Raw genomic sequence first — 25086 nt, 5'->3', positions numbered from 1 at the left:
TCATTCCTCCAATGACTCTACAAGTATTTTAACATGACCACCACAGACCATTCCCAATTCACTGGCTGTCTTTGGACTCATGTCATAATCTATTATTTTACTTTCACCCTTTAAAATATTTTTGCCTTCCTCTATTGTCTTGCTTTCTGCATCTCCACCGCCAACAGTTCCGCTTATTGTGCCGTCATAGTTTACAGTCATAACAGCTCCTGCTCCCCTTGGACTGCTTCCTTTCTGTGAAAGTATTGTTGCAACAGCTTTTGCCTTGCCTGAAATTATACTTTCTATAACATCATCACCAACAAAAACCCCCTGATTTTTGCTACTTCTAACTTGGACAAGTTCTGCACCTATTGAAACAGCAATTTCTGCTGGTGTAACTCCGCCTATTGAAAGACCGATAGGAGAATGAACCATTTTTATTTTTTCTTCACTAACTCCCGCTTTTCTCATATTATCCATAACATAGGCTATTTTTGAACGGCTTCCTATCATTCCAACATATCCAAATTCACCTTTTAATGCACTTTCAAGACATATTGAGTCATGGGCATGACCTCTTGTAGCTATTACAAAATAAGTGTTTGTTCCCCTTGGAACTTTTTTAAGGGCATTTTCAAAAGTATCACATATTACATTGGCAAAAGGAAATCTTTCTTTATTAGCAAAATACTTTCTGTCATCAATTACAGTAACATCAAAATCAATCATATTTCCTATTTTCGCAGTATAATATGCCACATGACCTCCACCACAAACAACTAAACATGGCTTTGTACAAAGCGGTTGATAACAACAATCATCATTTTCAGATTTATATAATTTACAACCTTTATCTTCTAAAACTTCTGTTATCTCAATTTTATTTTTTGTAATATTTCTAAAAATGGCTGTCTCATTTCCATTTTTAAGTATTTTTACAGCCTCATTCCAAACTGTCTTAGCGCTCATTTAATAATCCTCCGTATTTTCTCATAACTGCTTCAAGAACTCCTCCACCTACTGCACGAGCTTTATCTGAAATAGTTGTAAACTGGGCACTTTCTCCTCTTGGGTCAATATCTCCACATTTAAAGCCTTCTGTAACTTCGATACCCTCAAAAAGCATACCTCTAATCATTCCGTCAATTTCAGCTTTCAATGGATTTCCTGAAACCTCTGCAACAACATCATCTTTTTTGACAATATCACCTATTTTTCTTAAGGGTTTAAATACACCTTTACAGTTAGAACGTATAATTCTTTCTTTTGTATATCCACCTATATTTCCTGGAACACCTGAGTTTTTCGCTGGCTCTCCCTTATCAATAACAACACCAAGATTGTGACCTCTCTTTGTCTCTATAACAAAATGACAGTCTTTTCCTGCTGTAAATCCCGGTCCAACACCTATAACAACAGGTGCATCAGTAATTTTTGTACCTAAGTTACGTTTTGCAAGAACAGCATCAACAAGAACATGACATTTTATATCATTTAATATATTCAAATCAGGGTCAGCTATTACAGCCACATTTCTATCTTTTAAAGCTGCCATTATATCATTGACATTACTACATTTTACAGCCTTAACACCTTCAACAACCATTTCTCCCTCATCTATTGCTGTTGAAAAAGCAACAGTTCTTCTTATGGCTGTTGGTCTTTCAAGGTCTGTCATAATAACATCAAAATGAGATTGCCAAAGTCTCCAAGCAATTCCTGTGGCAATATCCCCTGCCCCTCTTATAACTACAATCATTTTAAATTCTCCTTTCCCAATTATTTTCAATCAAAGACGATATAACTATATTTTCAAATCCTTTTTCTTTAACATTATCCGCTATTTTCAAAGAACAATCATAATTTTTGTCTGATTGATTTAAAATCAATGTAGATTTAGTATATTTCAAAATATCTTTTAAAATATAATCATATATAAATTCTGGTGTAACGACTAAATCACCATCAATATTTTTTAACTCATATCTAAAACAGCAATCACAAACCTTTTTACCAACAGCAGAAAGACCTAAAACAGCCACAACATTATTACAATTTTGTGGTATGACAGGTTCATGGTCTGACCAAAATTTTAAAGGCATTCTCTTGCTACCGTCAGCCTCAACTAAAACATAATCAAAATATTTTTCCAAATATTTTAATATATTTTCATTTACTCCTGTAAGTTTGCCTTTATCATCAATACTTTTCCCAACTACACAAATTCTTTGTTTTGATATTTCTTCAATATATTTTTCAGAAGGATTTATAATAGGTTTTCCATAAAACTTTTCATCAGGTGGAAAAATATGTGTTGTTGTTGTAAAAACTACACTTTTTCCTTCTAAATACAACTCATGACATATTTTATCTATAATAGATGTTTTACCTCCACCACCTATAAAAGCAGTAACACCCTTTTTAATATTTATAGTCTCATAAAGTTTCATATACTAACCTCTTACAACAACACACATACGCTTTTTATTACCTTTACTGTCTTTAGTTTCAAGTATCTCCATAGGCATATCATAAGCCTTTTCAAGATTTTTGGCTGTAAAAACATTTTTAGCCTTTCCAAAATCCACAGTTCTACCTTTTTTTAATATAAGAAGACTATCATTATCAGAAAAAGGATAATCCGGTGCATGGGTTGAAAGTATTATTCCATAGCCTTCATCAGCAAGACTTCTTATTATGTCATATATAAGTTGAGATTTCACAAAATCCAAATCAGAAGTAGGCTCATCCATAATCATATATTTAGCTTCCTGACACAAGGCTCTTGCTATAAGTACAAGTTTTCGCTCTCCTCCAGAAAGTTCTGTATATCTTCTATTTTTTAAATATGATATTCCAACTCTTTTAAGAGCATTTTCAGCTTTTTCAAAATCTCTTTTTCCCGGTGATGACATAAATCCCAATTTTCCAGCTCTACCCATTACAACGACATCAACAACACTATAACCAAAAACAGGATTATGATTTTGTGGTATATATGAGAAATATTCCGCCGTTTTTTTACTATTCCAAAGAGATATATCTTCACCATCTATATAAACTCCTCCACTCTCTTTAGGTATAAATCCTAAAAGTGTTTTAAAAAGAGTTGATTTACCACTGCCGTTATGACCTAAAACACAGAGAACATTTCCACTTTCAAATTTAAAAGACACATCTCTAATAGAAAGTTTTTTTGTATATCCGCTTGAAAGATTTTTAACATCAAGTATCATTGTTTTCCAGCCCCCTGTACTGCTATAAGATATAAAAAGAAAGGTGCTCCTATAAAAGCTATTATAACTCCCAAAGGTATTTCCATAGTAAGAGCCGAACGGGCTATATTATCCATAATCAAAAGAAAACAACCTCCCATTAAAAAAGTCACAGGCAAAAGTCTTTTATATTGAGGTCCTACAAAATGTCTTGCAACATGAGGAACCATAAGACCAACAAAACCTATAAGTCCTCCAAGACACACGGCTGAGGCACTCAAAAGTGTTGCCCCTGCAACAGCTATAATTCTTGTTTTTTTAGGGTTAATTCCCATACTTTTAGCTTCATCATCTCCCAAAGTCAAAACATTCAATCTATATCTCATTGAAAAAAGTATAATAAAGCCTATTATCATAGGTACTATTGAAAATAAAAGACTTTCTCTATCAACCTTTGTAAGACTTCCCATAAGCCAAAATGTTATTTCAGCTAGAGTATTATTAGGGTCTGCAACATATTTTAAAAGTGTTGTAAAGGCATTCGCTAAAGCCTGTATCATCATACCTGCAAGTATAAGACTTATCGTTTGACCAAACTGAACTCTATGGGCTGTAAAATAGCATAATAAAACAGATACAATACCAAAAATAAAAGCTGTAATCTGAACATAAAAGTAAGGTAAATCCATTGTTATGGCTAAAGATGCTCCAAGTCCGGCTCCAGAAGAAACTCCTAATATATCAGGAGAAACAAGTGGATTTTTAAACATACCCTGATAGGCACTTCCTGAAACAGCCAATGCACTTCCTATTGAAAAAGCAGCAATAATTCTTGGTAATCTTATATTCATAATAATATTATAACTGTTAGAATTAGTATCACCTTTAAAAATTACAGGTATTATATCTTTTACAGGTATTTTATAATAACCCACTGTAAAAGATGAAATAATAACAAAAACAGATATTAAAATCATAATAGTAAATACTATCGAAAATCTTTTATTAGTTTCACTGTAAGCAATACAGTTTTTAGGTTTAAAATTCAATAAAAATTCTCCTTTTTAAATTCTACAAATCCATTTATTGACACAAAAATAATATTGTGCTATCTTTATCCTTGAAAAAGTATAACGCTTTTTAAAATTAAATTCAAGTTTATTAAACCAATAAGGAGAGGAATATTATGAAAAAATTTGCAGTGTTAGTCACAGCAGTTGTTTTTGCATTTTCTGTTTTTGGCTGTGCACAGGAAAGCAAAACAAATTCAGAAAATACACAGAATGAAAGTGTACAATCAGAAACTGTAACTATAACAGATATGGCAGGACGCAGTGTTGAAATTAAAAGTGAAATTAATAAGGCTTACTGTACAGACCCAGTAGGTTCAATAACTTTATACACAGTAAATCCTGACAAACTTTTAGGTTGGAATTATGAGTTTAATGAATATGAAAAAGAATATATACTTCCTGAATATCAAAACCTCACTGTTTATGGTATGGGTGACAGTGTAAATCTCGAAGCTATAATAAAAGATGCACCAGAAGTATGTATACAAATGGGAAGTACAAAAACAGCTGATATTGAAAAGGCTGATAAATTATCAGAACAATTAGGTATACCTGTTATTATATTAAGTAATGCATTGAAGGATACGCCTGAAACTTATCGTTTATTAGGTGATATTTTAGGAGAAGAAGAAAAATGTGAAACTTTAGCAAAATATTGTGAAGATGTAATTAAAAATGCTTTGGAAATATCTGTTGAAAATCCGCCTACTATTTATTACGGAAATGGCGAAAACTCTCTTGAGACAGCTCCGGAAGGTTCTGTGTCAGCAGAAGTTTTTGAAATACTCAAAGCTGATAATGTAGCTAAAGTTGAAATTGAAAGTGGTTCAAGAGTACAGATTTCATCAGAACAGCTTTTAAGTTGGGACCCTGAATATATATTTGTAAATGGCGAACCTAAAAAATCTTTTACAGGTTCTCAGGCTGTGGAAGATATTTGTTCAAATCCTATATATGCAAATCTTCAAGCTGTTAAAAACAATAAAGTTTATAACATTCCAAAATCTCCTTTTGCATGGGTAGACCGTCCAATGGGACCTAACCGTATAATAGGAATTGAATGGGTAAAAGGAATACTTTATCCTGAAACTTCAGAAAGTATAAGTAATGATACAATAAAAGAATTTTACAATCTTTTCTATCATATGGAACTTACTGATGAACAGGTTGAAAATCTTTTCAATGTATAAATTAATTTTTTAAACCGTAAGTTTATTGATTTATTATTTACAATATATTAAAATAGAAATACTATCAGTCCCAAACACTTGCCAAAATATTGTATTATTTCAGTGTAAAACGGAGGTATATCAATGAAAACATACGGTTTTGTACAGATTAATCTTAAGGCAACAGGCGAAAATATAAAGCGTCTGAGAATAGAAAAGGGCTTCTCAGTAAAAGACCTTCAGGACTTTTTCGGATTTAGTGAGCCACAAGCAATATATAAATGGCAGTGGGGAAAAACACTACCTAGTATTGACAATTTTTTTGCACTTAGTAGACTTTTAGATACACCAATAGACAGTATCCTTGTAGCAGAGGATACTGTTATTTTTTTTAAAAATTTGAACTTTTAGTTTAATGTATTAAAACTAAATTAGTATTATAATACAAACATATTAAAGTTACTTATGTGTATAAAATCAAAGGAGACTGATATATATGAATTTAAAAGAAGCCTTTAGATACCAAAACAAATTTAATGATATACTCCACAGATTAAACCATATACTTTCCTACCCTGAATATATAACAAAAACAAAATATATACACTATAAAAAATCAGCTTTTCCAGAAATGGAAGACGAAGAAATTTTGGAAAGCCAAAATTTTAAAAATATATCAATAAATGACCTTATAGATTTTACATATACTATCATCTGTGAAAAAGACAAACTCTGTACTGCCATAGCAGAGGCAAAAAAGAACACTGATATAAGTATTGATAAGGCTATTGAAATGAATGTTGCAATACATGAACTTATGAGCACTTTATCAGCTATGATACAGACAGAAGCCCATGAGGAACTTAGAAAAAATTCCGGTTGTGGATACGTTTATAAAATTGATTACAAAGAAGAAGCAACATATCATTATGATATAAAGGCAATAACAACAATAAACTTTGACAGAAACAAAGTTAAAAATTTAAAGAAAAAATTGTCAAAAAATTCTTATGAAACATCAGAAAAAATAGAAAAAACCCTTATATGCACAGAAGTTGACTACAAACCAATATTTGATGTGAATAACTCTCTTGAAGAAATTCTTGAGGAGTATTTTGCATAAAAACTGTTTTATTAAGACCAGTTCCAGTACAGGTGAACTGTAATTCTGTACAAAGCAAAAAGAGGATATTTTGAAGCTTATAAAATCTCTAAGCGATAATCGTTTTCAAAGACAAAAACCTCTAATACTAAAACCTTAATACTGATACACTAGTCCAAAACAACTACCCGTTAATTCTGCCTTTTTAGGTATAAGGTCTTATAAAACAGTAAGGCTGTATATATTTTTAATATATACAGCCTTTTTTATTATCTAAGCCAGAGATATTCATAAGGTCCAAGTACAATAGTACCTTCAAGTTTAACCTTTTTACCTTGTATCATATCTTCTGTAACATTAGGAAGTCCAAACCAATTTACAGTATTTGCATCAATTCTCTGTTCATGCTCTGTAAAGTTGGCAAGTACAAGCATTTTATCTTCTTTATGGAATGCAAAAACACCTTTATTTCCTGTAAATACAGGTTTAGAAGGAATTAAAGATGAAAACTCTTTATTGTTCTTTCTGATATAGAGCATTTCTTTTATTTTGTTGAATATTATACCTTCTATTGTTGTTTTATCTTTTCTTCTCTCAGCTTTTTCCCAATCCATAGGACCTCTATGAAGCCATCTTGAGTCACCAGACTCCTCAGGATTATTTTTATAGTCATAATAGTTCAATGCACCTATTTCATCACCACTATATAAAAGAGGTATACCTGTATATGATATTATCATAGCATTTAAGAGAAGAATTCTTTTTATAGCAAGCTCTTTTTGATAATCATCTTTATTATTTATACCCTGCTCAAGACCACACATTGAAGCCATTGTTCCGCTATTTCTTGCGTCAAGAGTTACAGGGTTAAACTCATAAAGTTCACCTCTTGCAAAACTTTCAGGGAAATTACCTTCCATATACTCAATCATAAATCTCTTATGAAGGAAAGGGTCTTGTCCAAGCTCACGAAGAACACTTTCCTCAAAGCCCCAACCTATGTCATCATGACATCTAGCATAATTTATCCAAACTCCGTCAGAAGGTGTGCCATAGTCTATTGAAAGAGATTTTTCCATAAGTCTTACATCTCTTGTGGCAAGACTGTTCCATAAGAGAACCATCATTGAAGCATTATACATTACATGACATTCTCTTTCATTTTTTGTTCCAAAATATTTTACAATCTCATTAGGCTCAACAATAGCCTCACCTAAGAATATTACAGAAGGACAAACTTCTTCAACAATAAGTTCCATCATTTTAAGAAGTGTATGCACTTGTGGAAGGTTCATACAAACTGTTCCAAGTTCTTTCCACATATATGGAATTGCATCAAGTCTAAAAATGTCTATACCCTTATTGGCAAGAGTTAATAAAACCTCTGTTATTTTATTAAAAACCTGAGGATTTTTATAGTTCAAATCCCACTGAAATTCATAAAATCTTGTCATTACATATTTATTTATATCATCATAATATGTAAAGTTTCCCGGAGCAACCTGTGGGAATATCTGAGTGAGAGTTTTTTCATACATTTTAGGTATTTCATCATTATCATACATGAAATACATATCTTTATAATCATCATCACCCATTTTACATTTTTGTGCCCATTCATGTTCCTTTGCTGTGTGATTTAAAACAAAGTCAATACAAGTTCTTATTCCTTTTTTCTTTAAAAGACCTATTACTCTTTCAAGCTGTCTCATATCCCCAAGACTTTCTTTTACATTGAGATAGTCTGAAACAGCATATCCTCCATCATCGTTGCCCTCTCTAGATTTTAAAAGAGGCATAAAATGAACATATGTAATTCCAAGCTCTGCAAGATAATCTATTTTGCTCTCAAACTTTTTAAGATTTTCGCTGAATTTATCAACATAGAGCATTATACCAGCCATATTTTCAGATAAATACCAACTACTTCCCTTTTTATCCTGTATCTTAAGTTCGTCTTTTCTCTCTTTTTTAGCTTTTTCAATTATCTCTTGAAGCTGACTATATCTAAGTCTACTTTCTCCGCTTTCACCATAAATTGATTTATAATAATTATAAAGCTTATTTTCAAAGGCTTCCATACCATCACTCCGATTTTTATTTCTTTAAAAGGCGGAGCATTTTACTCCGCCTAAAAAAATTATGTTTAAGGAATATTTAAAAAATAATCATCAGTATTTTAAATGCATCAGTTGGGTAAAAATGTATTTTTATCAAAATATTTATATAAACAAACAGTTTTAAAATTAAATACTGACGAAAATATATTATATTTATTCCGCAACTTTTTTAAACACCCACATTTTACTTGCAAAGTCCTCTTTCTGTATTGGAACAGCAATACCACTATACATAAGCTCATCACCGTAGAACTTTCCAAGTTCTTCATTTTCATATATAAAGTCAGGATTAAGACCTTTCATTTTTACTGTTGTAACATTACAGTTAGGCTCTGACAATACTTTGAAATACATTAATATTGCCTCATCTTTATCTTTTGAAACAAAATTCCATGCTGTTTCATTTCCCTCAAAAGGACTTAATATTCTATAAAAATCACCAAACTGTATTGTATTTCTTATTTCTTTATAAAAAGCAACTTGTTTTTTTACTTCTTCTTGGTCTTTTTCATCAAGCTTTGTAATATCAAGCTCATATCCAAGATTTCCAGACATTGCACAGTTTCCTCTTGTTGACATAGGTGTTATTCTACCAACTTGATGATTAGGAACAACAGAAACATGAGATGCCATAGAAACAGGAGGGAAAACAAGACTTGTTCCATGCTGTATTTTCAAACGACATATAGCATCTGTATTATCACTTGTCCAAGTCTGTGGCATATAGTAATATATTCCGGCGTCAAATCTTCCGCCTCCACCACTACAACCTTCAAAAAGTATATCAGGTCTTGCAGATGTTATTCTATCCATAATATCATATAAACCTAAAACGTATCTATGAACAGTTTCTCTCTGTCTATCAGCTGGAAGTGTAAATGAACCTATATTTGTAAGATGTCTGTTAGCGTCCCATTTTACATAAGATATATTTTCATCTTTTATAACGTCTGTTATAACCTCTACAACATAATCTCTAACTTCTTTTCTTGAAAGGTCAAGAACAAGCTGTTCTCTACCATAAGTATGAGGGCGATTTTTAACGTGTATACACCAGTCTGGGTGTTTACGATAAAGCTCACTATCTTCATTTACCATTTCAGGCTCTATCCATATACCAAAATCAATTCCCATTGATTTTATTTTCTTTGCAAGTCCGTCAATTCCACTTGGTATTTTATCTTTGTTTACAAACCAGTCTCCAAGAGAACAATCATCATTGTTACGCTTTCCAAACCAACCGTCATCAAGAACAAAAAGCTCCATGCCAAGTTCTTTTCCCTTTTCTGCAATCTGAAGTATTTTTTCTTCTGTAAAATCAAAGTATGTAGCTTCCCAGTTGTTTATAAGTATAGGACGCTCTTTCTTTGTGTGAATACTTCTGCTTAAATGGTCTTGATAAAGTCCATAGAATGTTTTTGACATATTCCCTAAGCCCTTATCAGAATACACCATAACACATTCTGGAGTTTGGAACTCCTCATTTTCTTCAAGAAGCCATGTAAAATCAAAATCATTTATGCCTGCTGTAACTCTTGTACGGTCAAACTGGTCAACTTCAACTTTGATTGCAAAATTACCACTATATACAAGACTTATTCCGTAAGCTTCACCAAAGTCTTCATTAGTATCTTTTCTTACAAGAGCTGTAAAAGGTGAATACTGATGACTGCTCATACCTCTTTTGCTCTCTATACTCTGACAACCATGGTTAAGTTTAAATCTCTGTACGTTTCTTTCGTTTATATGTGCACCATAGAGGGATATACATTCAAAATTGCTTTCTCTGAAATCGAGGCACATACTTGATGCATTCAATATCTTTATATTATTTTTTCCACAGTTTTTATATTTTGCACTTCTACATACAGCATCATAATCATTAAATATTGTATAGGAAAGAACAACTTGAAGATTTGTAACAGTATCCATTGTAATAATCTCAAGACTTGTAGCATCAGAAGGTTCATTAGTCCATGTTGCTGGAAGTCCTTCTAATTTCTTTTTACCTTCAAATATATTATGAGATACATATCTAAGGTCACTTATTGTAGAGCCGTCTTCAAGCTGTACAACATAAGCTGGATTTCTGAAATCTCCTAAACCATAGGAAGGATACTCCATAGGTTGTGTATCAAGAGAGAAAACTCTGTTTAAAGCATGGTTTTCAGGATTAGGACTAAATCCTCTGTCATAGTTTATAAGGGAATTGCTTCCCTTATAACTTCTGACTGCCTTTCCAAAGTAAAGATGATTTATATAACCATCTTTTGATATCTGTAATACATAGCTTATACTTCCATTTGTCAAGTGAAAAATTCTGTTTTTTTCATCAAATATTATGCCCATATCAATAATCCCTTCTAAATACTATGTTTATTCACAAATAAAGTCTTTTAATTTTTCTAAAATATCATCGCAATCTTCACTGTTGAGAACCATTTTAAGTGGTTTTGATAAATCAAGACTAAAAATTCCCATTATTGATTTTGCATCAATAACGTATTTATCACTTATAAGGTCAACATCATAACTGCAAGTTGTAACTATATTAACAAAATTTTTTACATCTGAAATTGTTTTAAGGCATATTGTTTTTTCCATAAAAAATCAATCCTTTCATAATCTAATAAATAAAAATTTATTTTACAGCACCATTTGTTACACCGTTTATAATCCACTTCTGAGCGAATAAGTAGAATATAAGTATAGGAAGAAGTGCAAGAAGGTATGAAGCAAAGGCAACATTATAATTTGTACCGAATTTTGTCTGGAAAAGAAGCTGTGCCATAGGAAGTGTCATTGAATATGCATCATTACCATTTAATATTACAAGAGGCATCATAACATCATTCCATGTTGCAAGAGCTGTCATAATAGCAACTGTTGCATGCATTGGCTTTAAAAGTGGGAATATTATTTTCCAGAAAACAGTCCATGTACTTGCACCGTCAACATAAGCTGCTTCTTCAAGAGCTATTGGTATATTTTTAAGATAACCAACATATAAAAGTGTATTCATTGACATATTAAATACTACATAGAGTATTATAATTCCCGGTATATTGTCCATATGAAGTATACTTGTTTGTTTTACAAGAGGTAACATTAATATTGCAAAAGGAACAAACATACCACTTATAAAATACATATATGCAAGTTTGTAAAAACGTTTGTGCATATTTCTTGCTATTGCATAGGCAACAAGTGAATTTGTTATTATTACAAATACAACAGTAAAACCTGTAATAATAAGGCTGTTCATAAGAACAACTGGGAAATTAGTTGTAATTATGGCTTCTTTAAAATTGCTAAGGCTCCATGATGTAGGAAGTGACAGAAGACTCATAGCACTATTACTCATTTGGTCAGGTGACTTAAAGGCAATTACTATTGTAAGATACAGTGGAAAAAGTATTGTAAGTGCACCTATTGCAAGAAGTATTGTAACAGGAATATTGCTTTTTTCTTTTACTTTTTTAGGTTTTGCAGCGTTTACCATTATAACTGTACCTCCCTCTTATTTAATACTTTCATCTGGAATACTGAAATTGCAACTATAACTATGAAATAAATTACAGAGTTAGCAGACTGATAACCAAACTGGCTTCCGCTTATACCTGCTTTATATATGAGTATTGATATTGACTCTGTTGAGAGATTAGGTCCTGCATTTGTGAGGGACATAATCTGGTCAAATACCATAAGGAAGTTTTTCATACAGAGAACAACGTTTATTGTAAAGAATGGTGCAATAAGAGGGAAAGTTATTTTCCAGAACTGCTGCCATTTTGTTGTTCCATCAATGTATCCTGCTTCATATACATCTGCTGGTATTGTCTGAAGACCTGAAATATAAATAATAGTGTTAAAAGCTATTGCCTGCCAAGCAACACAAATTACGATACCAATCCATGCAAGATTTACACTTCCCAGTATACTCTTGCTTAAAACTTCACTACCTAAAGCCTGACCGATACTTGGAAGAATGAATGTGAATATAAAGTTAAAGATATAACCTATAATAAGTCCTCCAAGTATGTTTGGAAGGAAATAAAGTCCTCTAAATGTGCTTTTAAATTTAATTTTACTGTTAAGTCCAAGAGCAAGTATCATACTTATAATATTTACAACTATTGTACAAACAATAGCAAACTTAAATGTAAACAGATAAGAATTTCTTACACGCTCATCAACAAATAAATCTGCATAGTTTCTAAGACCTATAAATTCATATGTACCAAAGCCTTTTGAGTTTGTGAGACTGTATACAAAACCTCTTAAAAGAGGAAATGTGTGGAATGCGAAAAACAAAAGAACCATAGGTAAAACAATCATCAAATATATTTTATTTCTATCTTTCATGTGATACAAGCCCCCTTATGATTGTTCTTCAAGTTTTTTAAGTTTATTTATAATATCACGGTTAGTTTTTACCCATTCTGTGTCAAAATTATTTAAGAAAGTCTCTTTATCTCCATTAAGAAGGAAGCCCTGTATCATGTCACCTGCTGGCATTTCTGCTGGATAATGGTGGTCTGGGAAGTCCTGAACTTTTCCAGCTTCAAAATATGGAGCAAGTTCTTCTATTGATTTTGCATATTCAAAATCTCCTTCTATACATGAAACTGCTTGCTGTTCGCTTGTGTATGCAGCAACAGAGTCATGCTGTATCATAAAGTCAATAAATCTTAAACATTCTTCTCTGTGTTCTGTACCTTCCATAACTGAGAATAAAAGGTCAACACCTGATGTAAGTACATTATCATCAACATTGTTTGTAGCAGGCATTGGGAAACAGCCTATATTCATATCTGGGTTTGAAGAAAGTATCTGTGGAATAGCCCAGCTTCCCTGAAGGAACATAGCAGATTCACCACCACCGAAGCCTACACAACCGTCATTATAACCATAAGCAAATGGGTCGTCCTGTCCATACTGAAGAAGCTGCTGATATTTATCTGCTGTTAAACCATAAGCCTCTGAGAATGTTGTCTCACCTTCATTTACTTTCTGGAATAATTCTGGACTGTTTATTGATGCATCAATAGAGTTCCAAGCTGCAAGGTCAGTCCAACTTTCTTTAAGTGTAAAACATATAGGTGTTACACCTTCTGATTTTATCTGTTCAAGAAGTGCTATAAATTCGTCCCATGTTTTTGGTATCTCCCAACCATGTTCAGCAAACATATCTTTGTTGTAAAGAACACCATTAGCATTTGCAGCAAAAGGAACTGCATAATAACCTTCTTTAGGTATAAGCTCAAGGTCTTTTGTCATCTGAAGATATTCAGGTTTAACCTTTGAAAGACCTTCAAAATCACTTATGTCATCTATAACTCCACCTTCAACGAAATCGGCAAAAGCACGGTCACCACCAATTCCTATAATATCAGGTGCATCATTTTTTATAAGTCTTGTTTTTATAATAACAGTAGCATCATTTGGAGAAGTTATAACAACATCAATATCAGGATTTTGTGCTTCAAATTCTTTTTCAAGTTGTTCAAATGTTGATGTTGCCTCTCTTTTGTACTGCATAACTTCTATTTTAACTCGTCCGTCACTTTCTTCTCCACAACCTGCAAGAAGTCCTGCACACATTGCAGTTGTGAGAAATAAAGGCACAACCTTTTTCAAAAATTTTTTCATATTAATTCACCCTTTCCCCAAAAATAAGCACATTAATTACATATAGCAACTTCTGTTTCTTTATCAAAGAGGTGAATTTTATTTGTATCAATGGCAATAACTATATTTTCTCCAACAGATGCTTTCATACGGTTAGGTATTTTAGCCATAAATTTGCAGTTATTACCACAATCAAGATGAAGAATTACTTCTGAACCAAGAACTTCTGTAAATTCAACAGCTGCATTAAGTACATTTCCTTTATCTTCATCAAAGAATATGCTTTCTTCATGGAGACATTCTGGTCTTATGCCTGCCACAACAGCTTTTCCAATATATTTTTCAAATTTATCATTAACTTTTCCCTTTGGAATTTTAATTTCATAGTTTCCAAAAGCTACATAGTAGTCATCATTATGTTTAACAATCTTAGCATCAATGAAGTTCATTTGAGGTGTTCCTATAAATCCAGCAACGAAAAGATTACATGGTTTGTTATATAAGTTTATAGGAGTGTCAACCTGCTGAATATATCCGTCTTTCATAACAACAATTCTATCACCCATTGTCATAGCTTCTGTCTGGTCATGTGTTACATAAACGAATGTTGTTCCGATACGTTTATGAAGTGAAGCTATCTCAACACGCATCTGAGTTCTAAGTTTTGCGTCAAGGTTTGAAAGAGGTTCGTCAAAGAGGAATACTTGTGGCTCTCTAACCATAGCACGACCAAGAGCAACCCTCTGTCTCTGTCCACCTGAAAGAGCACTTGGTTTTCTGTCAAGATACTGTGTAAGACCAAGTATTTTTGCTACATTCATAACTTTTTCTTCAATAACATTTTTATCCTCTTTTCTGAGTTTAAGACCAAATGCCATATTTTCTTTTACTGTCATATGAGGATAGAGGGCATAATTCTGGAAAACCATGGCAATATCTCTTTCCTTAGGTGTAAGATTATTTACAACTCTACCACCTATTGAAAGATTACCTGATGAAATATCCTCAAGACCTGCTATCATACGAAGTGTTGTTGATTTTCCACATCCTGAAGGACCTACAAATACAACGAACTCTTTGTCCTTAATATCAAGGTTAAATCCGTGAACTACTTCAACACCGTTAGGATATATTTTTTTTACATTTTCAAATTTAATACTTGCCATTTTAACATCCTGCCTTCCTTTTTTAAAAATTAAAATTACAGTATTGTTTTATACTATCAAAACAGTTTGCCTGGTGCTTAAATCTTTGCCCTAATTAATTATGTCCGTCATGTTGTTCTTCTTTTTATAAGTGTTACCGGAAGTTCTGTTTTATTTGGAACTATCTTTCCTTCAATTTGATTTAGTATTGAATTTACAGCATAGCTACATATTGATTCAATAGGTTGTCTAACAGATGTAATAGGAGGTTGCATTATAGATGCAATTATTGTATCGTCAAATCCTACAACCTTCATATCTTTCGGTATTTTTCTTCCAAGCTGACTGCAAGCACGTATAACAGCCGCCGCTATCAAGTCAGCACTGGCAAAAACTCCATCAGCATCAGGATTTTCAAGAAGAATTTTTTGTACCACATCATCATAATTAAAATTCTCAATAAGACTAGCTTCAACTTCAAAAATGTTATATGGTATATTTCTTTTCTTACAAACATCTTCAAAACCAAGACATCTATCATTAGCTTTCATCTCGATTTTAAGATTTCCTGATATATGTATAAGCTTTTTACAGCCGGATTCAATTAAATGTTCTGTCGCCATAACTCCTCCAGTATAGTTATCAGAGGAGACATAGGGTATATTGTCCGAAATTTTTCTTTCTATTGCTACAATAGGGAGATTAAGATTTTTATAATTTTCAACATCCATAGTCTGGCTTGCCATTATAATTCCATCTACTTGATGCTGTTTTAACATATCTATATATTCCACTTCTTTATCTACATTCATTAAAGAATTGCAGACAAGTATTTTATATCCGTTTTTATATGCACATAATTCCACATTTCTTATTATTTCTGAAAAAAATGGGTGTGCAGCATTAGGAATAATAAGTCCTATAAGATAACTTTTCTGTCTGGAAAAAGCTCTTGCCATTTCATTGGGATGATAATCAAGTTCTTTTATTACTTGTAATACTTTGTTTCTCGTTTTTATATTTACATAACCGGTATTATTTAAAACACGAGAAACAGTTGTTACAGATACATTGGCCATTTTTGCGACGTCGCGTATATTAGACATTCAAAAGTCCCCCTTCCTTATCGCATATTTATTATATATTTTTTTAATAAAACATGTCAACGTTTTCATACTGTTTCACAGTTTTTAATGCATATATTCGTTATTTATAGATATGTTAATTATAATATTTTTATATAAAATATACAATAAATTTTAGTATTTTTTAAAATAAAACCAGATTTAACCTATTTTATAATATGTTATATAAGAAACCATTTTCATTTTTATATATATTGATTATATAAAATAAAAAAAGGCGGTTTAAAAACCGCCTTTAAAAAATATTACTCAAGAACATTATCATAGTAACGCATAAGAATTGAAGCTATCTCAGCTCTTGTTGCTCCTTTTTTAGGATTAAGATGACCTGTTCCGTCACCACTTACAATTCCCTGTCCTATTGCCCATTTCATTGAATTTACTGCATAATCTGAAATTTCATTTTTATCATAAAATCCATTTATAGCAGTACCGCTAGTAGGTGTATCAATTCCCTTCATATCTGTGTATCTATAAAGTATTGATACAAGCTGTTCTCTTGTAAGCATATCTCCTGTTCCAAAAATTCCATTGCCATATCCGGCAACAATACCATTTTCAGCAGCCCAAGAAACTCCGTCATAATACCATGCATTTTCATTTACATCAGTAAATTTTATAGTTCCCCTATAATCTGGCTGACCTTCCATATTATAAACTATAACTGCAAGCATTTCACGAGTTACAGTCTGATATGGTGAGAATGTATATTCACTTGTACCATTCATAATTCCTTCATCATATACAAACTTAACTGCATCATAGAACCAATTATCCTTTGATACATCTGTAAACTTCATTTCATTTTCTTCTACTTCTTCATTGTCATCATCATTCTTGTCATCTTCTTCATCTTCAATTTCTTCTTTCATAAATCTTACTTTAAGACGTACATTTGAATCTGGCATTATAAATGAATATCTATCACCATTATAAACTTCAACTTTAACTTCATTTCCACCACTGTCTGTTGCTCTAATATAATCAAGTTCATAGCCCTTATCAGGAGTTACATCTATTATTATTGTACTTCCACGGCTTGCATCTGTATGATTTAACTCAACATCTCCACCTTTTCCCTCATCAAGGAAAACACTGTATCTTTTTGATGTACTTCCTGATGAACTACTTCCAACTGTTAAAGTAAATTTAGCTGTTACAGCCTCATAATTGTCTGTTGCTGGAAGATTTGCTGTTATAACTGTTGTTCCTTTTTCTTTAACAGTTATTTCACCTGTTGTTGAATTTACATCTGCAACGGCTGTATTACTGCTTGTATATGTTATTGCACCACTATTAATATAATCAGGATAAACAAGTTTATTTGTAAATGCAGCAGAACCCGGTTCTTTTGTCATGCTTCCATATTCAAATGAAAATGGAGGAACTGCTTTTTTAACAATAACTGAATATTCTGCAAAACCTGTATAATCTCCGTCTGAATATTCAACTTTTATTGTTACAGGTTTATCAGATGGTTTTAATACAGTAACTTTGCCTGTCTGGTCAACTGTCAATATATTTGTATCACTGCTTGACCATGTCCATGTTCCACCTGTAAGATTATTTCCGTCACTACCCTTTGCAACTGCTGTAAGTGTAAATGACTGATTTCCATAGCTTACACTTTCAGGTTGTCCACTCATTGTAACATTGGCTATCCTTTTGTCTGTTGTTTTAAATGAAATTTTTGCTGTTATATCATTATAGTTTGGTGATGATATTGTAACAGTATAATCTTCTGTAATATCATTTGTAATATTAGAATTTACAGTATATAAAATCTTTCCATTTTCAATTTTTACAGGATTAACCATTGTAGCTCCTGCTGGTGAAACACCTGATATTACAGCACCCTCCGGAACATCTACAAAGAATGAATTTACTGTTATTTCTCCACTTACCTGAGAACCATTATTTTTCTGAACAAGTATTTCAGGGCTAAGCACATTTGCACTTGGATATGTGCCTTTTTCTATTGTCTGATTAGTAAGCTGTATTTTGTTATTTGTAATATAATAGTTTCCTGCTGAAGCTGTATCTTTAAGACTAACAGTAACATCAACAGTTTTTCCTGTTCCCACATTTTCATTATCAAAAACAGCTTCTGCATTAAAATCTGTATTTATAGTTAATTGGTCATTATTGACAACTCCATCAAAAGTAACTGTATCAACAGTTCCTTTATTTGTTCCATCATAATATTTCTGTGATATAGTTGCACCTATAACAGTCAAAGGAGCTTTATTTATATTAAAGTCTTTTGTAATCTCTCCTGAATACTGCCCCTTAAATGTTACAACAACTGTTGCTGTTCCTGCATTTTTATTGTTTATATAAGAAACATCATAGTTATCTGGAGTAATTGTCATAGTATCAGAAGTTACAGTTACAGCTGGTGTTTTTTCTTTTCCGTCATAAATAAGATTTTCTGCACCACTAAGAGTTATGACAGCATCTTTTACAGCTAATGAATTTATAGTTATCTCTGTTGTAGCTGTGGCTTTATCAAAAACACCATTTCCGTCATACACAGCAATTATATTGTGGTTTCCTGCTGTCAATCTTTGGTCATTTACTGTCAAAGTAGCCTGACTATTATTTATTGCTGCTTCACCTAATTTATTTTCAGGCAATTCACTTTCAATATAGAACTGAACTTTTCCTTTAGGATTTGGCTGACTTGCGTCTGTCTTTGTAAATGCTACATTAAATACAACATTTTCACCATAGTCAAATGTTGTTTCTCCATTAAAATCCATATTAATTTGACTTAATCTCTGATTTACAGGATTTCCAGCTGAAGGAATACCGCCTAATTCATCATTAACTTTCTGACTCTGTTCAGGTGATAAAACTCCATTATAAAATCCATTAGTTTCGATATAACTATTTGTAACAGTTATATTATCCATGTTTTCAGGGAAAGTATAAAACATAGTATTTCCCTTTATATCTGTATCATCAACAACAAGTGTTGAATTTGTTCCCATTTTAATTGCGGATTTAGTAGTGTCTATATCTCCGCCTTTTATTATAGTTCTTGTATTTTTAAACTCAATTCCACCACTTGAAGCTGTTTCAGATTGACGTATTATATTTGTGTTTATGAGTTCAAGAGTTGATTTAGGAGTATTGGTATCTGCATTTATACTTCCATATAAAAATATGTCAGAAGCGTCATTATTATATGTATATTTTATAGTTGAATCTTCAAAAGTAGCTTTATCAATATAATACATATTTATTGGAGAAGTTCCATAGCTTGTTTTTGTTATTGTAGAACCTTTTACATATAAATTACCTGTATTATTATTTGAAATACTTATAGCTGTTCCACTTTTAACATCAATATTACAGTTGTTTACTATAATCTCATTAACTCCATTACAATAAATTGCATTTGCAACACAATTCATTTTAACTTCATTAATCTCAAATTTATTACTACTGTTTACATTTATTGAGTTTGAATATCCTTCATTTTTTATAGAGCCGTTTTTTATAGTTACCGCTCCAGAAGCTACATTTGCAATCTCAATACTTGTTGAAAGAGAAAGCTCAAAGCCTCCCAAATCAATAGTCATAGGTTTATTTATATTAAGGTTCTCACTAATTTGTATATTACCAAGAAGTTTTACTGTTCCACCTTCAGGAACTGCATTTACAGCCTCCTGTAATGTGTTATAAGTTACATCTCCAACCTGTGCAACACCTGATATCAGTGTATTAACTGCTGAAATAGAATTTTTATGTACATTATTTGCCGCCATAGCATTAACAGTAACAGATGTACACATGGACGTTGCAATAATTAACGAAATCGCTTTTTTAACATTATATTTCATAGTTCATACCTCCTTTATATAAATACCATAGCAAAAATGGTTGTTTATGCTTATATTTAATTTTATCATAAAAAAGGTATTTTAATCCAAATGTCAACAATTTGTAATATTAAATTTATGTTACAATGCACTAAAATATATTGTTTTTTCAAACATTTTATATGTTTTTTAACCAAATAAAAAGGTATTAAATTCAAAAGAATTTAATACCACTAATTTTTTAACAAATAATAACTATATATATTTTAAATAAGTTTTATATTTAATCCATAAAAATACCAAAAATAAACTTTTATAAATTATAAATCAATTACTGATTTTATTGGAAATATTAAAACATTGCGGTCTATATCATCATCACCTTTTTGTGTTTCTGTATATGGCTCACTTTCAAGTTCAAAACGTCCACGATAAATATATTCACCTTTATTTACAACTTCAAAAAGATGAATGTCAACTCCATTATATTTAGATTGTGCTAAAGTTTTATTTTGAGACCAATTTATATCTTGGTCACCACTCTTGCCCATTCCTGTATAATGCAAAACTTCTCCAATCCATTTATCCTTATACAAATCTTTAGTATAATCAGATATAAGCACTAATGTATTTGTAGTTAAAGAACGTCTCATCCCACCCATATTTCCACACTTAAATATATTTATTATCTCACAATTTTTTAATTTTTGTCCTATAAAAAGCCCTGGATTAAAACTCATAATAAATCACCTTATTTAAAAATATTTTATAAAATATACGAAAGCGAAACAACTGTTTCCACATGGGTAGTGTGACAGAACTGGTCAACAGGCCAAACCTCATTAATACTATAACCATTATCACACAGATATTTTAAATCTCTTGCCATAGTTGCTGGATCACAGGATACATAAACAACTTTTTTAGGTTTTATATTTGATATAGTTTCAAGAACAGCTTCATCACAGCCTTTTCTTGGAGGGTCTACTACAACAACATCTGCATATATTCCTTCTTCTTTATAAAGTTTAGGAATAATTTCTTCAGCTTTTCCAACCTCAAAACGTGTATTTTCAAATCCATTTATTTTGGCATTTCTTTTTGCGTCAAGAATTGCCTCCGGAACTATCTCAACCCCCAAAACACTTTTAGCTTTTCTTGCAAAGAAAAGTGAAATTGTACCTATACCACAGTATATATCAAGTACATTTTCAGTTCCTTTAATGTCAGCAACTTCAAGAGCTTTTTCATAAAGTTTTCTTGTTTGTACTGGATTAACCTGAAAGAATGAAAGAGGAGATATTTCAAATTTTATATTATCAATGTAATCAACAATATAATCTTTTCCATACAATGTAGTAACTTTTTTACCTAATATAACATTAGTCTTTTCTCTGTTTTCATTAAAAACAATACTTGTCATACCCTCAAAATCTTTCAGTTTTTCAACAAGTTTATCAGCACAAGGCATTTTTTTAGAATTTCCCACAATACAAACCATAATTTCGCCAGTTTCAAAACCTATTCTTGTGAGTATATGCCTTACAACACCTGTATGACTTTTTTCATCATAAGGTTTTATATTATTTTCAGTCATAAATTCTTTTACAATAGCAACAATACTATCATTTATTTCATGTTGTAAAAAACATTTTTCTGTTTCAATTATATTATGACTTCTTTTAGCATAAAATCCTGCTTCTATACCATTTTTGCCCATACCAACAGGAAACTGAGCTTTATTCCTATAACGTATAGGATTTTCCATTCCTATGGTTTTATTAACATATATATTTTCAAAACCGCCTATTCTTTCAATACAATCTAAAACCTTTTTTCTCTTAAATTCAAGCTGTCCTTCATAACTCATATGTTGAAGCTGACAGCCTCCACATCTTTTAGCCTTAGGACAAAAAGGTTCAACTCTATATTTTGAAGGTTTTATTATTTCAATAAGTTTTCCATAGGCAAAACTTTTTTTAACCTTAACAATAAGCACTTTTATAATTTCTGATGGCAAAGCATTTTCAACAAACACAGTAAATCCATCAATCTTTCCTATTCCCTGACCTTCTGTGCCTAAATCATCTATATGCATTTCATATATTTCATTTTTAATTACAGGAGGTTCAAATTTCATAAAATCATTCCTTTTTACAATATTTACAAACTGTTCCTCTACAAAGACAATAACGACAATTTACAAAGGAAGCATTCGCCTCACCTTTTCCAGTCTTCATCATATTACGCATAGAATTTACTGTCTTAATAACTTCTTTTCTTATACGTCTTGTATTTCTAACTTTAAACATATAATCTCTATAAACAAGTTTTCCGTATCTTGGTTTAACACCATAAACATCTTCAATTATAATAAAATACGATGCAAGCTGTAACAAGTCACCTTTATGAGGTCGCTCATCACTTCCTATTGTTCCACTTTTAACTTCAAGAGGAACAAGACTTCTTCCAATAGCCTTTTTAAATATATAATCAGGCTTTCCCTGGATATCATATTTTTCAGAATATAATATTTTACTGTATTCAACATTTTTTTCTTTTTTATCTGCACTTTGGTCTGTGTATACAAGAACATATCCCGGCATACTTAAAGATGATTTTTTCTTTATATATCCGCCATTTTTAATTCTTACATACAAAAGTATCACTATTACAGCAATACATATACCAAAAACTATATCAATATTAAAATTTAATTCTTTAAACACCTTGTCTCACCTTAAAATATATAAATGTACATAATATTATTATCACTATCGCAATAATACACCCTCTTATTAATTTTCTTCTTGCCATCATTTTTCTGTAACCTTCATTGTGAAAGTCGGTGCCCCTTTTAAAATTTGAATAGGTATTTTCTACTCCGATTTTTTTATTTCTTTCCCCTTTAAGCTCTCTAAGTTGTTTACTTCCATAAAGCCTTTCATAATACCACTGATAATTACAATAGGTAAATCTGTTAATCTCTGATGCCGAAATAGTTGTTCTTGAATTTTTAAGTTTTTCAGACATTAATAATCAGACTTTCTAATATTTCTCTGGAGCATTTTCTGATAACCAACCCAACTTCCCGCTGTACTGTCAGTATCAATCATCTCCTCAATAACTTTTACTTTTGCGTCCATATTGTCGGCACAGTGAAGAATAAAGGCTTCTATTGTTTTTGGAAGCTGTGGAGAACCATATTCGTATTCACCATGATGAGAGAGTATACAATGTTTTAAAATACTCTCAAGTTTTTTAGGAAAACCATTTATATTTCTAGCTGTCTCTGTTATAAGCTCTGTTCCTATTATAATATGTCCTAAAAGCTGTCCATCATCAGTGTAATCATTTTCTGGAAAATCTGAAAGCTCATATATTTTACCTATATCGTGGAGCATTGCGGCAGCAATAAGTATGTCTCTATCTACATATTTATATCTTGGTGCCATAAAATCACAAATCTGTGTTACAGAAAGAGTATGCTCAACAAGTCCTCCCATATATCCATGGTGTATATTTTTTGCTGCTGAGTGGTATTTAATTTTTTTACTTATTGTAGTATTATTTATAAAAATATCTTCAAGAAGTTTTTTAATAAAAGTATTTTTTATTGTATTGATATAACCAATAAGTTCTTTTGTCATATCATCAATATTTTTTTCTGTACTTGGAATATAGTCCATAGGGTCATATTCGCCTTCAAGACTTCTTCTTATTTTCTTTACATTAAGCTGTATTTCATTTTGATATACTATTGCAGTACCATCAATTTTTATAAATTCATTTTCTTCAAAAGCTTTTATATCATTATTAAGTTCCCAAACTTTAGCATCAACAGTTCCTGTTTTATCCTGTAATTTTAATGAAAGATAGCTTTTACCAGCACGAGATTTTAAAGTCTGTTTGCTTTTACATAAAAAATGCTCAACTACATTTTCTCCTTCTCTTATTTCATTTATATATCGCATATAAATCCTCCGTTTTCAAAACAAAATCAACTACATTAACATCTTATTATACTTTATTAACTCCAAAAAATATAGTATATAATATAAATTTTAGAATAAAAAATCCGAAGTTTGAAACTTCGGAAAATATATTATTTATGCTTCACATTTACCGTTTACAATATCAGCAAATTTCTGTATTCTATCTTCTTCAACATTGTTCATATACTTAAGTTCTTGACGGTTATTATTTTGACCTTTTTTAAGTACAAAATCTATAAGTTTTTTCTCTGTGAATGTGAGATTATCATAGTTTAAAGCTCCTCCCACACTCATAAATGTTTTTACGTGTTTCATAAAAAGAGGACTTGTATTTTTTATTACATATCCACCTAAAAGCCACTCATCTTTTGTTGAACAACACATCATTATATATACATCTTTTTTAAGAAGTTCTTCAATATTTTTCTTACAATATTTTTTAATACCTTTATAAAAATCTCCTATATATATTGGTGTAACAATAATAACTCTATCTGCATTTTTTATTGTTTTTTTATCAGCTTCTGAAATTTCAACAAGGTCAAAATCTCCCTCTATTTTTTCACAAAGAGAATCAACACATTTTTTTGTTGTTCCATACTTTGTGCCATAAATTATAACTGTTTTCAATATTATCACTCCTATTCTTTTTATAATTTTAAAATCTAATGTTATTTATGTC

The 25086-nt window shown here is 31.3% G+C and carries 23 protein-coding genes; 3 read left to right on the top strand and 20 right to left on the bottom strand.

Translation table 11 applies throughout. The features are described 5' to 3' along the window. The 5 genes from B5E58_RS06005 to B5E58_RS05985 are packed head-to-tail and all read right to left on the bottom strand — an operon-like array spanning position 1 to position 4246. On the bottom strand, positions 1 to 951 hold the full coding sequence (locus tag B5E58_RS06005; protein WP_088108786.1) for an XdhC family protein: 951 nt from the start codon (positions 949 to 951) through the stop codon (positions 1 to 3). Continuing rightward, positions 941 to 1741 (bottom strand): selenium-dependent molybdenum cofactor biosynthesis protein YqeB, encoded by an 801-nt coding sequence (gene yqeB / locus B5E58_RS06000; RefSeq protein ID WP_088108785.1) that lies wholly within the window; start codon positions 1739 to 1741, stop codon positions 941 to 943. Before yqeB ends, B5E58_RS06005 begins: the two co-directional genes overlap by 11 nt. A gap of 1 nt (position 1742) precedes the next feature. After that, a complete protein-coding gene (gene yqeC / locus B5E58_RS05995) occupies positions 1743 to 2432 on the bottom strand; it encodes a selenium cofactor biosynthesis protein YqeC (protein ID WP_088108784.1) in 690 nt (229 codons plus the stop codon). Positions 2433 to 2435: 3 nt separating this feature from the next. Beyond that, positions 2436 to 3218 carry an ABC transporter ATP-binding protein gene (locus B5E58_RS05990; protein WP_088108783.1) on the bottom strand — a complete coding sequence of 261 codons (783 nt, stop codon included), beginning with the start codon at positions 3216 to 3218 and terminating at the stop codon, positions 2436 to 2438. Next, a complete protein-coding gene (locus B5E58_RS05985) occupies positions 3215 to 4246 on the bottom strand; it encodes a FecCD family ABC transporter permease (RefSeq protein ID WP_242956613.1) in 1032 nt (343 codons plus the stop codon). Before B5E58_RS05985 ends, B5E58_RS05990 begins: the two co-directional genes overlap by 4 nt. A gap of 137 nt (positions 4247 to 4383) precedes the next feature. On the opposite strand from B5E58_RS05985, the gene B5E58_RS05980 reads away from it, so the two are divergent. The 3 genes from B5E58_RS05980 to B5E58_RS05970 all read left to right on the top strand — a co-directional run bounded on the left by B5E58_RS05980 (position 4384) and on the right by B5E58_RS05970 (position 6562). Beyond that, positions 4384 to 5460, top strand: a complete 1077-nt coding sequence (locus tag B5E58_RS05980) for an ABC transporter substrate-binding protein (RefSeq protein ID WP_088108782.1) — start codon at positions 4384 to 4386, stop codon at positions 5458 to 5460. Positions 5461 to 5583: 123 nt separating this feature from the next. Further along, a complete protein-coding gene (locus B5E58_RS05975; RefSeq protein WP_088108781.1) occupies positions 5584 to 5850 on the top strand; it encodes a helix-turn-helix transcriptional regulator in 267 nt (88 codons plus the stop codon). A gap of 85 nt (positions 5851 to 5935) precedes the next feature. After that, on the top strand, positions 5936 to 6562 hold the full coding sequence (locus B5E58_RS05970) for a hypothetical protein (RefSeq protein WP_088108780.1): 627 nt from the start codon (positions 5936 to 5938) through the stop codon (positions 6560 to 6562). 248 nt (positions 6563 to 6810) lie between these two features. Here the strand turns inward: B5E58_RS05970 and B5E58_RS05965 are convergent, their stop codons facing one another. The 15 genes from B5E58_RS05965 to B5E58_RS05895 all read right to left on the bottom strand — a co-directional run bounded on the left by B5E58_RS05965 (position 6811) and on the right by B5E58_RS05895 (position 25034). Continuing rightward, the gene (locus B5E58_RS05965) at positions 6811 to 8622 is read right to left on the bottom strand and encodes an amylosucrase (RefSeq protein ID WP_088108779.1); all 1812 of its coding nucleotides are present in this window, start codon (positions 8620 to 8622) and stop codon (positions 6811 to 6813) included. Positions 8623 to 8814: 192 nt separating this feature from the next. Beyond that, the gene (locus tag B5E58_RS05960) at positions 8815 to 11010 is read right to left on the bottom strand and encodes an alpha-galactosidase (protein ID WP_088108778.1); all 2196 of its coding nucleotides are present in this window, start codon (positions 11008 to 11010) and stop codon (positions 8815 to 8817) included. A 27-nt stretch (positions 11011 to 11037) separates the two neighbouring features. Continuing rightward, on the bottom strand, positions 11038 to 11265 hold the full coding sequence (locus tag B5E58_RS05955; protein ID WP_088108777.1) for an HPr family phosphocarrier protein: 228 nt from the start codon (positions 11263 to 11265) through the stop codon (positions 11038 to 11040). Between the two features lie 37 nt (positions 11266 to 11302). Continuing rightward, positions 11303 to 12163 carry a carbohydrate ABC transporter permease gene (locus B5E58_RS05950; RefSeq protein ID WP_088108776.1) on the bottom strand — a complete coding sequence of 287 codons (861 nt, stop codon included), beginning with the start codon at positions 12161 to 12163 and terminating at the stop codon, positions 11303 to 11305. Next, complete coding sequence (locus tag B5E58_RS05945) at positions 12163 to 13026, bottom strand: carbohydrate ABC transporter permease (RefSeq protein ID WP_088108775.1); 864 nt, start codon at positions 13024 to 13026, stop codon at positions 12163 to 12165. Before B5E58_RS05945 ends, B5E58_RS05950 begins: the two co-directional genes overlap by 1 nt. A 15-nt stretch (positions 13027 to 13041) precedes the next feature. Next, the gene (locus B5E58_RS05940) at positions 13042 to 14313 is read right to left on the bottom strand and encodes an ABC transporter substrate-binding protein (RefSeq protein ID WP_088108774.1); all 1272 of its coding nucleotides are present in this window, start codon (positions 14311 to 14313) and stop codon (positions 13042 to 13044) included. A 32-nt stretch (positions 14314 to 14345) separates the two neighbouring features. Beyond that, on the bottom strand, positions 14346 to 15458 hold the full coding sequence (locus B5E58_RS05935) for an ABC transporter ATP-binding protein (protein WP_088108773.1): 1113 nt from the start codon (positions 15456 to 15458) through the stop codon (positions 14346 to 14348). Positions 15459 to 15565: 107 nt separating this feature from the next. Next, positions 15566 to 16543, bottom strand: a complete 978-nt coding sequence (locus B5E58_RS05930) for a LacI family DNA-binding transcriptional regulator (protein ID WP_088108772.1) — start codon at positions 16541 to 16543, stop codon at positions 15566 to 15568. Between the two features lie 284 nt (positions 16544 to 16827). Then, positions 16828 to 20430, bottom strand: coding sequence for an S-layer homology domain-containing protein (locus B5E58_RS05925; RefSeq protein WP_088108771.1), 3603 nt, complete (start codon positions 20428 to 20430; stop codon positions 16828 to 16830). A gap of 299 nt (positions 20431 to 20729) precedes the next feature. Beyond that, on the bottom strand, positions 20730 to 21149 hold the full coding sequence (locus tag B5E58_RS05920) for an HNH endonuclease (RefSeq protein ID WP_088108770.1): 420 nt from the start codon (positions 21147 to 21149) through the stop codon (positions 20730 to 20732). Positions 21150 to 21175: 26 nt separating this feature from the next. Next, complete coding sequence (gene rlmD / locus B5E58_RS05915; protein ID WP_088108769.1) at positions 21176 to 22549, bottom strand: 23S rRNA (uracil(1939)-C(5))-methyltransferase RlmD; 1374 nt, start codon at positions 22547 to 22549, stop codon at positions 21176 to 21178. 4 nt (positions 22550 to 22553) lie between these two features. Then, positions 22554 to 23138: a CRISPR-associated protein Cas4 gene (gene cas4, locus B5E58_RS05910; RefSeq protein ID WP_088108768.1), complete on the bottom strand. Its 585-nt coding sequence runs from the start codon at positions 23136 to 23138 to the stop codon at positions 22554 to 22556. Next, positions 23131 to 23442, bottom strand: coding sequence for a hypothetical protein (locus tag B5E58_RS05905; RefSeq protein ID WP_088108767.1), 312 nt, complete (start codon positions 23440 to 23442; stop codon positions 23131 to 23133). The genes cas4 and B5E58_RS05905 overlap by 8 nt, the downstream gene beginning before the upstream one ends. Beyond that, positions 23442 to 24383, bottom strand: a complete 942-nt coding sequence (locus B5E58_RS05900; protein WP_088108766.1) for a 3'-5' exoribonuclease YhaM family protein — start codon at positions 24381 to 24383, stop codon at positions 23442 to 23444. Before B5E58_RS05900 ends, B5E58_RS05905 begins: the two co-directional genes overlap by 1 nt. Positions 24384 to 24518: 135 nt before the next feature. After that, positions 24519 to 25034, bottom strand: coding sequence for a flavodoxin domain-containing protein (locus B5E58_RS05895; protein ID WP_158097683.1), 516 nt, complete (start codon positions 25032 to 25034; stop codon positions 24519 to 24521). Between the last annotated feature and the right edge of the window lie 52 nt (positions 25035 to 25086).

The organism is Tyzzerella sp. An114 (assembly GCF_002161055.1).
Taxonomy (GTDB): domain Bacteria; phylum Bacillota; class Clostridia; order Lachnospirales; family Anaerotignaceae; genus Fimicola; species Fimicola cottocaccae.
Note: the sequence above shows the minus strand (reverse complement) of the source record. Positions and strands in the feature narration are given on the sequence as shown.

What these genes read in the sequence shown, in the direction of transcription:
- B5E58_RS05960 (WP_088108778.1), bottom strand. Translation starts at nt 11,010, where the DNA reads ATGGGCATAATATTTGATGAAAAAAACAGAATTTTTCACTTGACAAAT.
- B5E58_RS05935 (WP_088108773.1), bottom strand. Translation starts at nt 15,458, where the DNA reads ATGGCAAGTATTAAATTTGAAAATGTAAAAAAAATATATCCTAACGGT.
- B5E58_RS05940 (WP_088108774.1), bottom strand. Translation starts at nt 14,313, where the DNA reads ATGAAAAAATTTTTGAAAAAGGTTGTGCCTTTATTTCTCACAACTGCA.
- B5E58_RS05900 (WP_088108766.1), bottom strand. Translation starts at nt 24,383, where the DNA reads ATGCGATATATAAATGAAATAAGAGAAGGAGAAAATGTAGTTGAGCAT.
- B5E58_RS05920 (WP_088108770.1), bottom strand. Translation starts at nt 21,149, where the DNA reads ATGAGTTTTAATCCAGGGCTTTTTATAGGACAAAAATTAAAAAATTGT.
- B5E58_RS05925 (WP_088108771.1), bottom strand. Translation starts at nt 20,430, where the DNA reads ATGAAATATAATGTTAAAAAAGCGATTTCGTTAATTATTGCAACGTCC.
- B5E58_RS05905 (WP_088108767.1), bottom strand. Translation starts at nt 23,442, where the DNA reads ATGTCTGAAAAACTTAAAAATTCAAGAACAACTATTTCGGCATCAGAG.
- yqeB (WP_088108785.1), bottom strand. Translation starts at nt 1,741, where the DNA reads ATGATTGTAGTTATAAGAGGGGCAGGGGATATTGCCACAGGAATTGCT.
- B5E58_RS05955 (WP_088108777.1), bottom strand. Translation starts at nt 11,265, where the DNA reads ATGGAAAAAACAATATGCCTTAAAACAATTTCAGATGTAAAAAATTTT.
- B5E58_RS05990 (WP_088108783.1), bottom strand. Translation starts at nt 3,218, where the DNA reads ATGATACTTGATGTTAAAAATCTTTCAAGCGGATATACAAAAAAACTT.
- B5E58_RS05965 (WP_088108779.1), bottom strand. Translation starts at nt 8,622, where the DNA reads ATGGAAGCCTTTGAAAATAAGCTTTATAATTATTATAAATCAATTTAT.
- yqeC (WP_088108784.1), bottom strand. Translation starts at nt 2,432, where the DNA reads ATGAAACTTTATGAGACTATAAATATTAAAAAGGGTGTTACTGCTTTT.
- B5E58_RS06005 (WP_088108786.1), bottom strand. Translation starts at nt 951, where the DNA reads ATGAGCGCTAAGACAGTTTGGAATGAGGCTGTAAAAATACTTAAAAAT.
- B5E58_RS05950 (WP_088108776.1), bottom strand. Translation starts at nt 12,163, where the DNA reads ATGGTAAACGCTGCAAAACCTAAAAAAGTAAAAGAAAAAAGCAATATT.
- B5E58_RS05930 (WP_088108772.1), bottom strand. Translation starts at nt 16,543, where the DNA reads ATGTCTAATATACGCGACGTCGCAAAAATGGCCAATGTATCTGTAACA.
- B5E58_RS05945 (WP_088108775.1), bottom strand. Translation starts at nt 13,026, where the DNA reads ATGAAAGATAGAAATAAAATATATTTGATGATTGTTTTACCTATGGTT.
- B5E58_RS05970 (WP_088108780.1), top strand. Translation starts at nt 5,936, where the DNA reads ATGAATTTAAAAGAAGCCTTTAGATACCAAAACAAATTTAATGATATA.
- rlmD (WP_088108769.1), bottom strand. Translation starts at nt 22,549, where the DNA reads ATGAAATTTGAACCTCCTGTAATTAAAAATGAAATATATGAAATGCAT.
- B5E58_RS05975 (WP_088108781.1), top strand. Translation starts at nt 5,584, where the DNA reads ATGAAAACATACGGTTTTGTACAGATTAATCTTAAGGCAACAGGCGAA.
- B5E58_RS05980 (WP_088108782.1), top strand. Translation starts at nt 4,384, where the DNA reads ATGAAAAAATTTGCAGTGTTAGTCACAGCAGTTGTTTTTGCATTTTCT.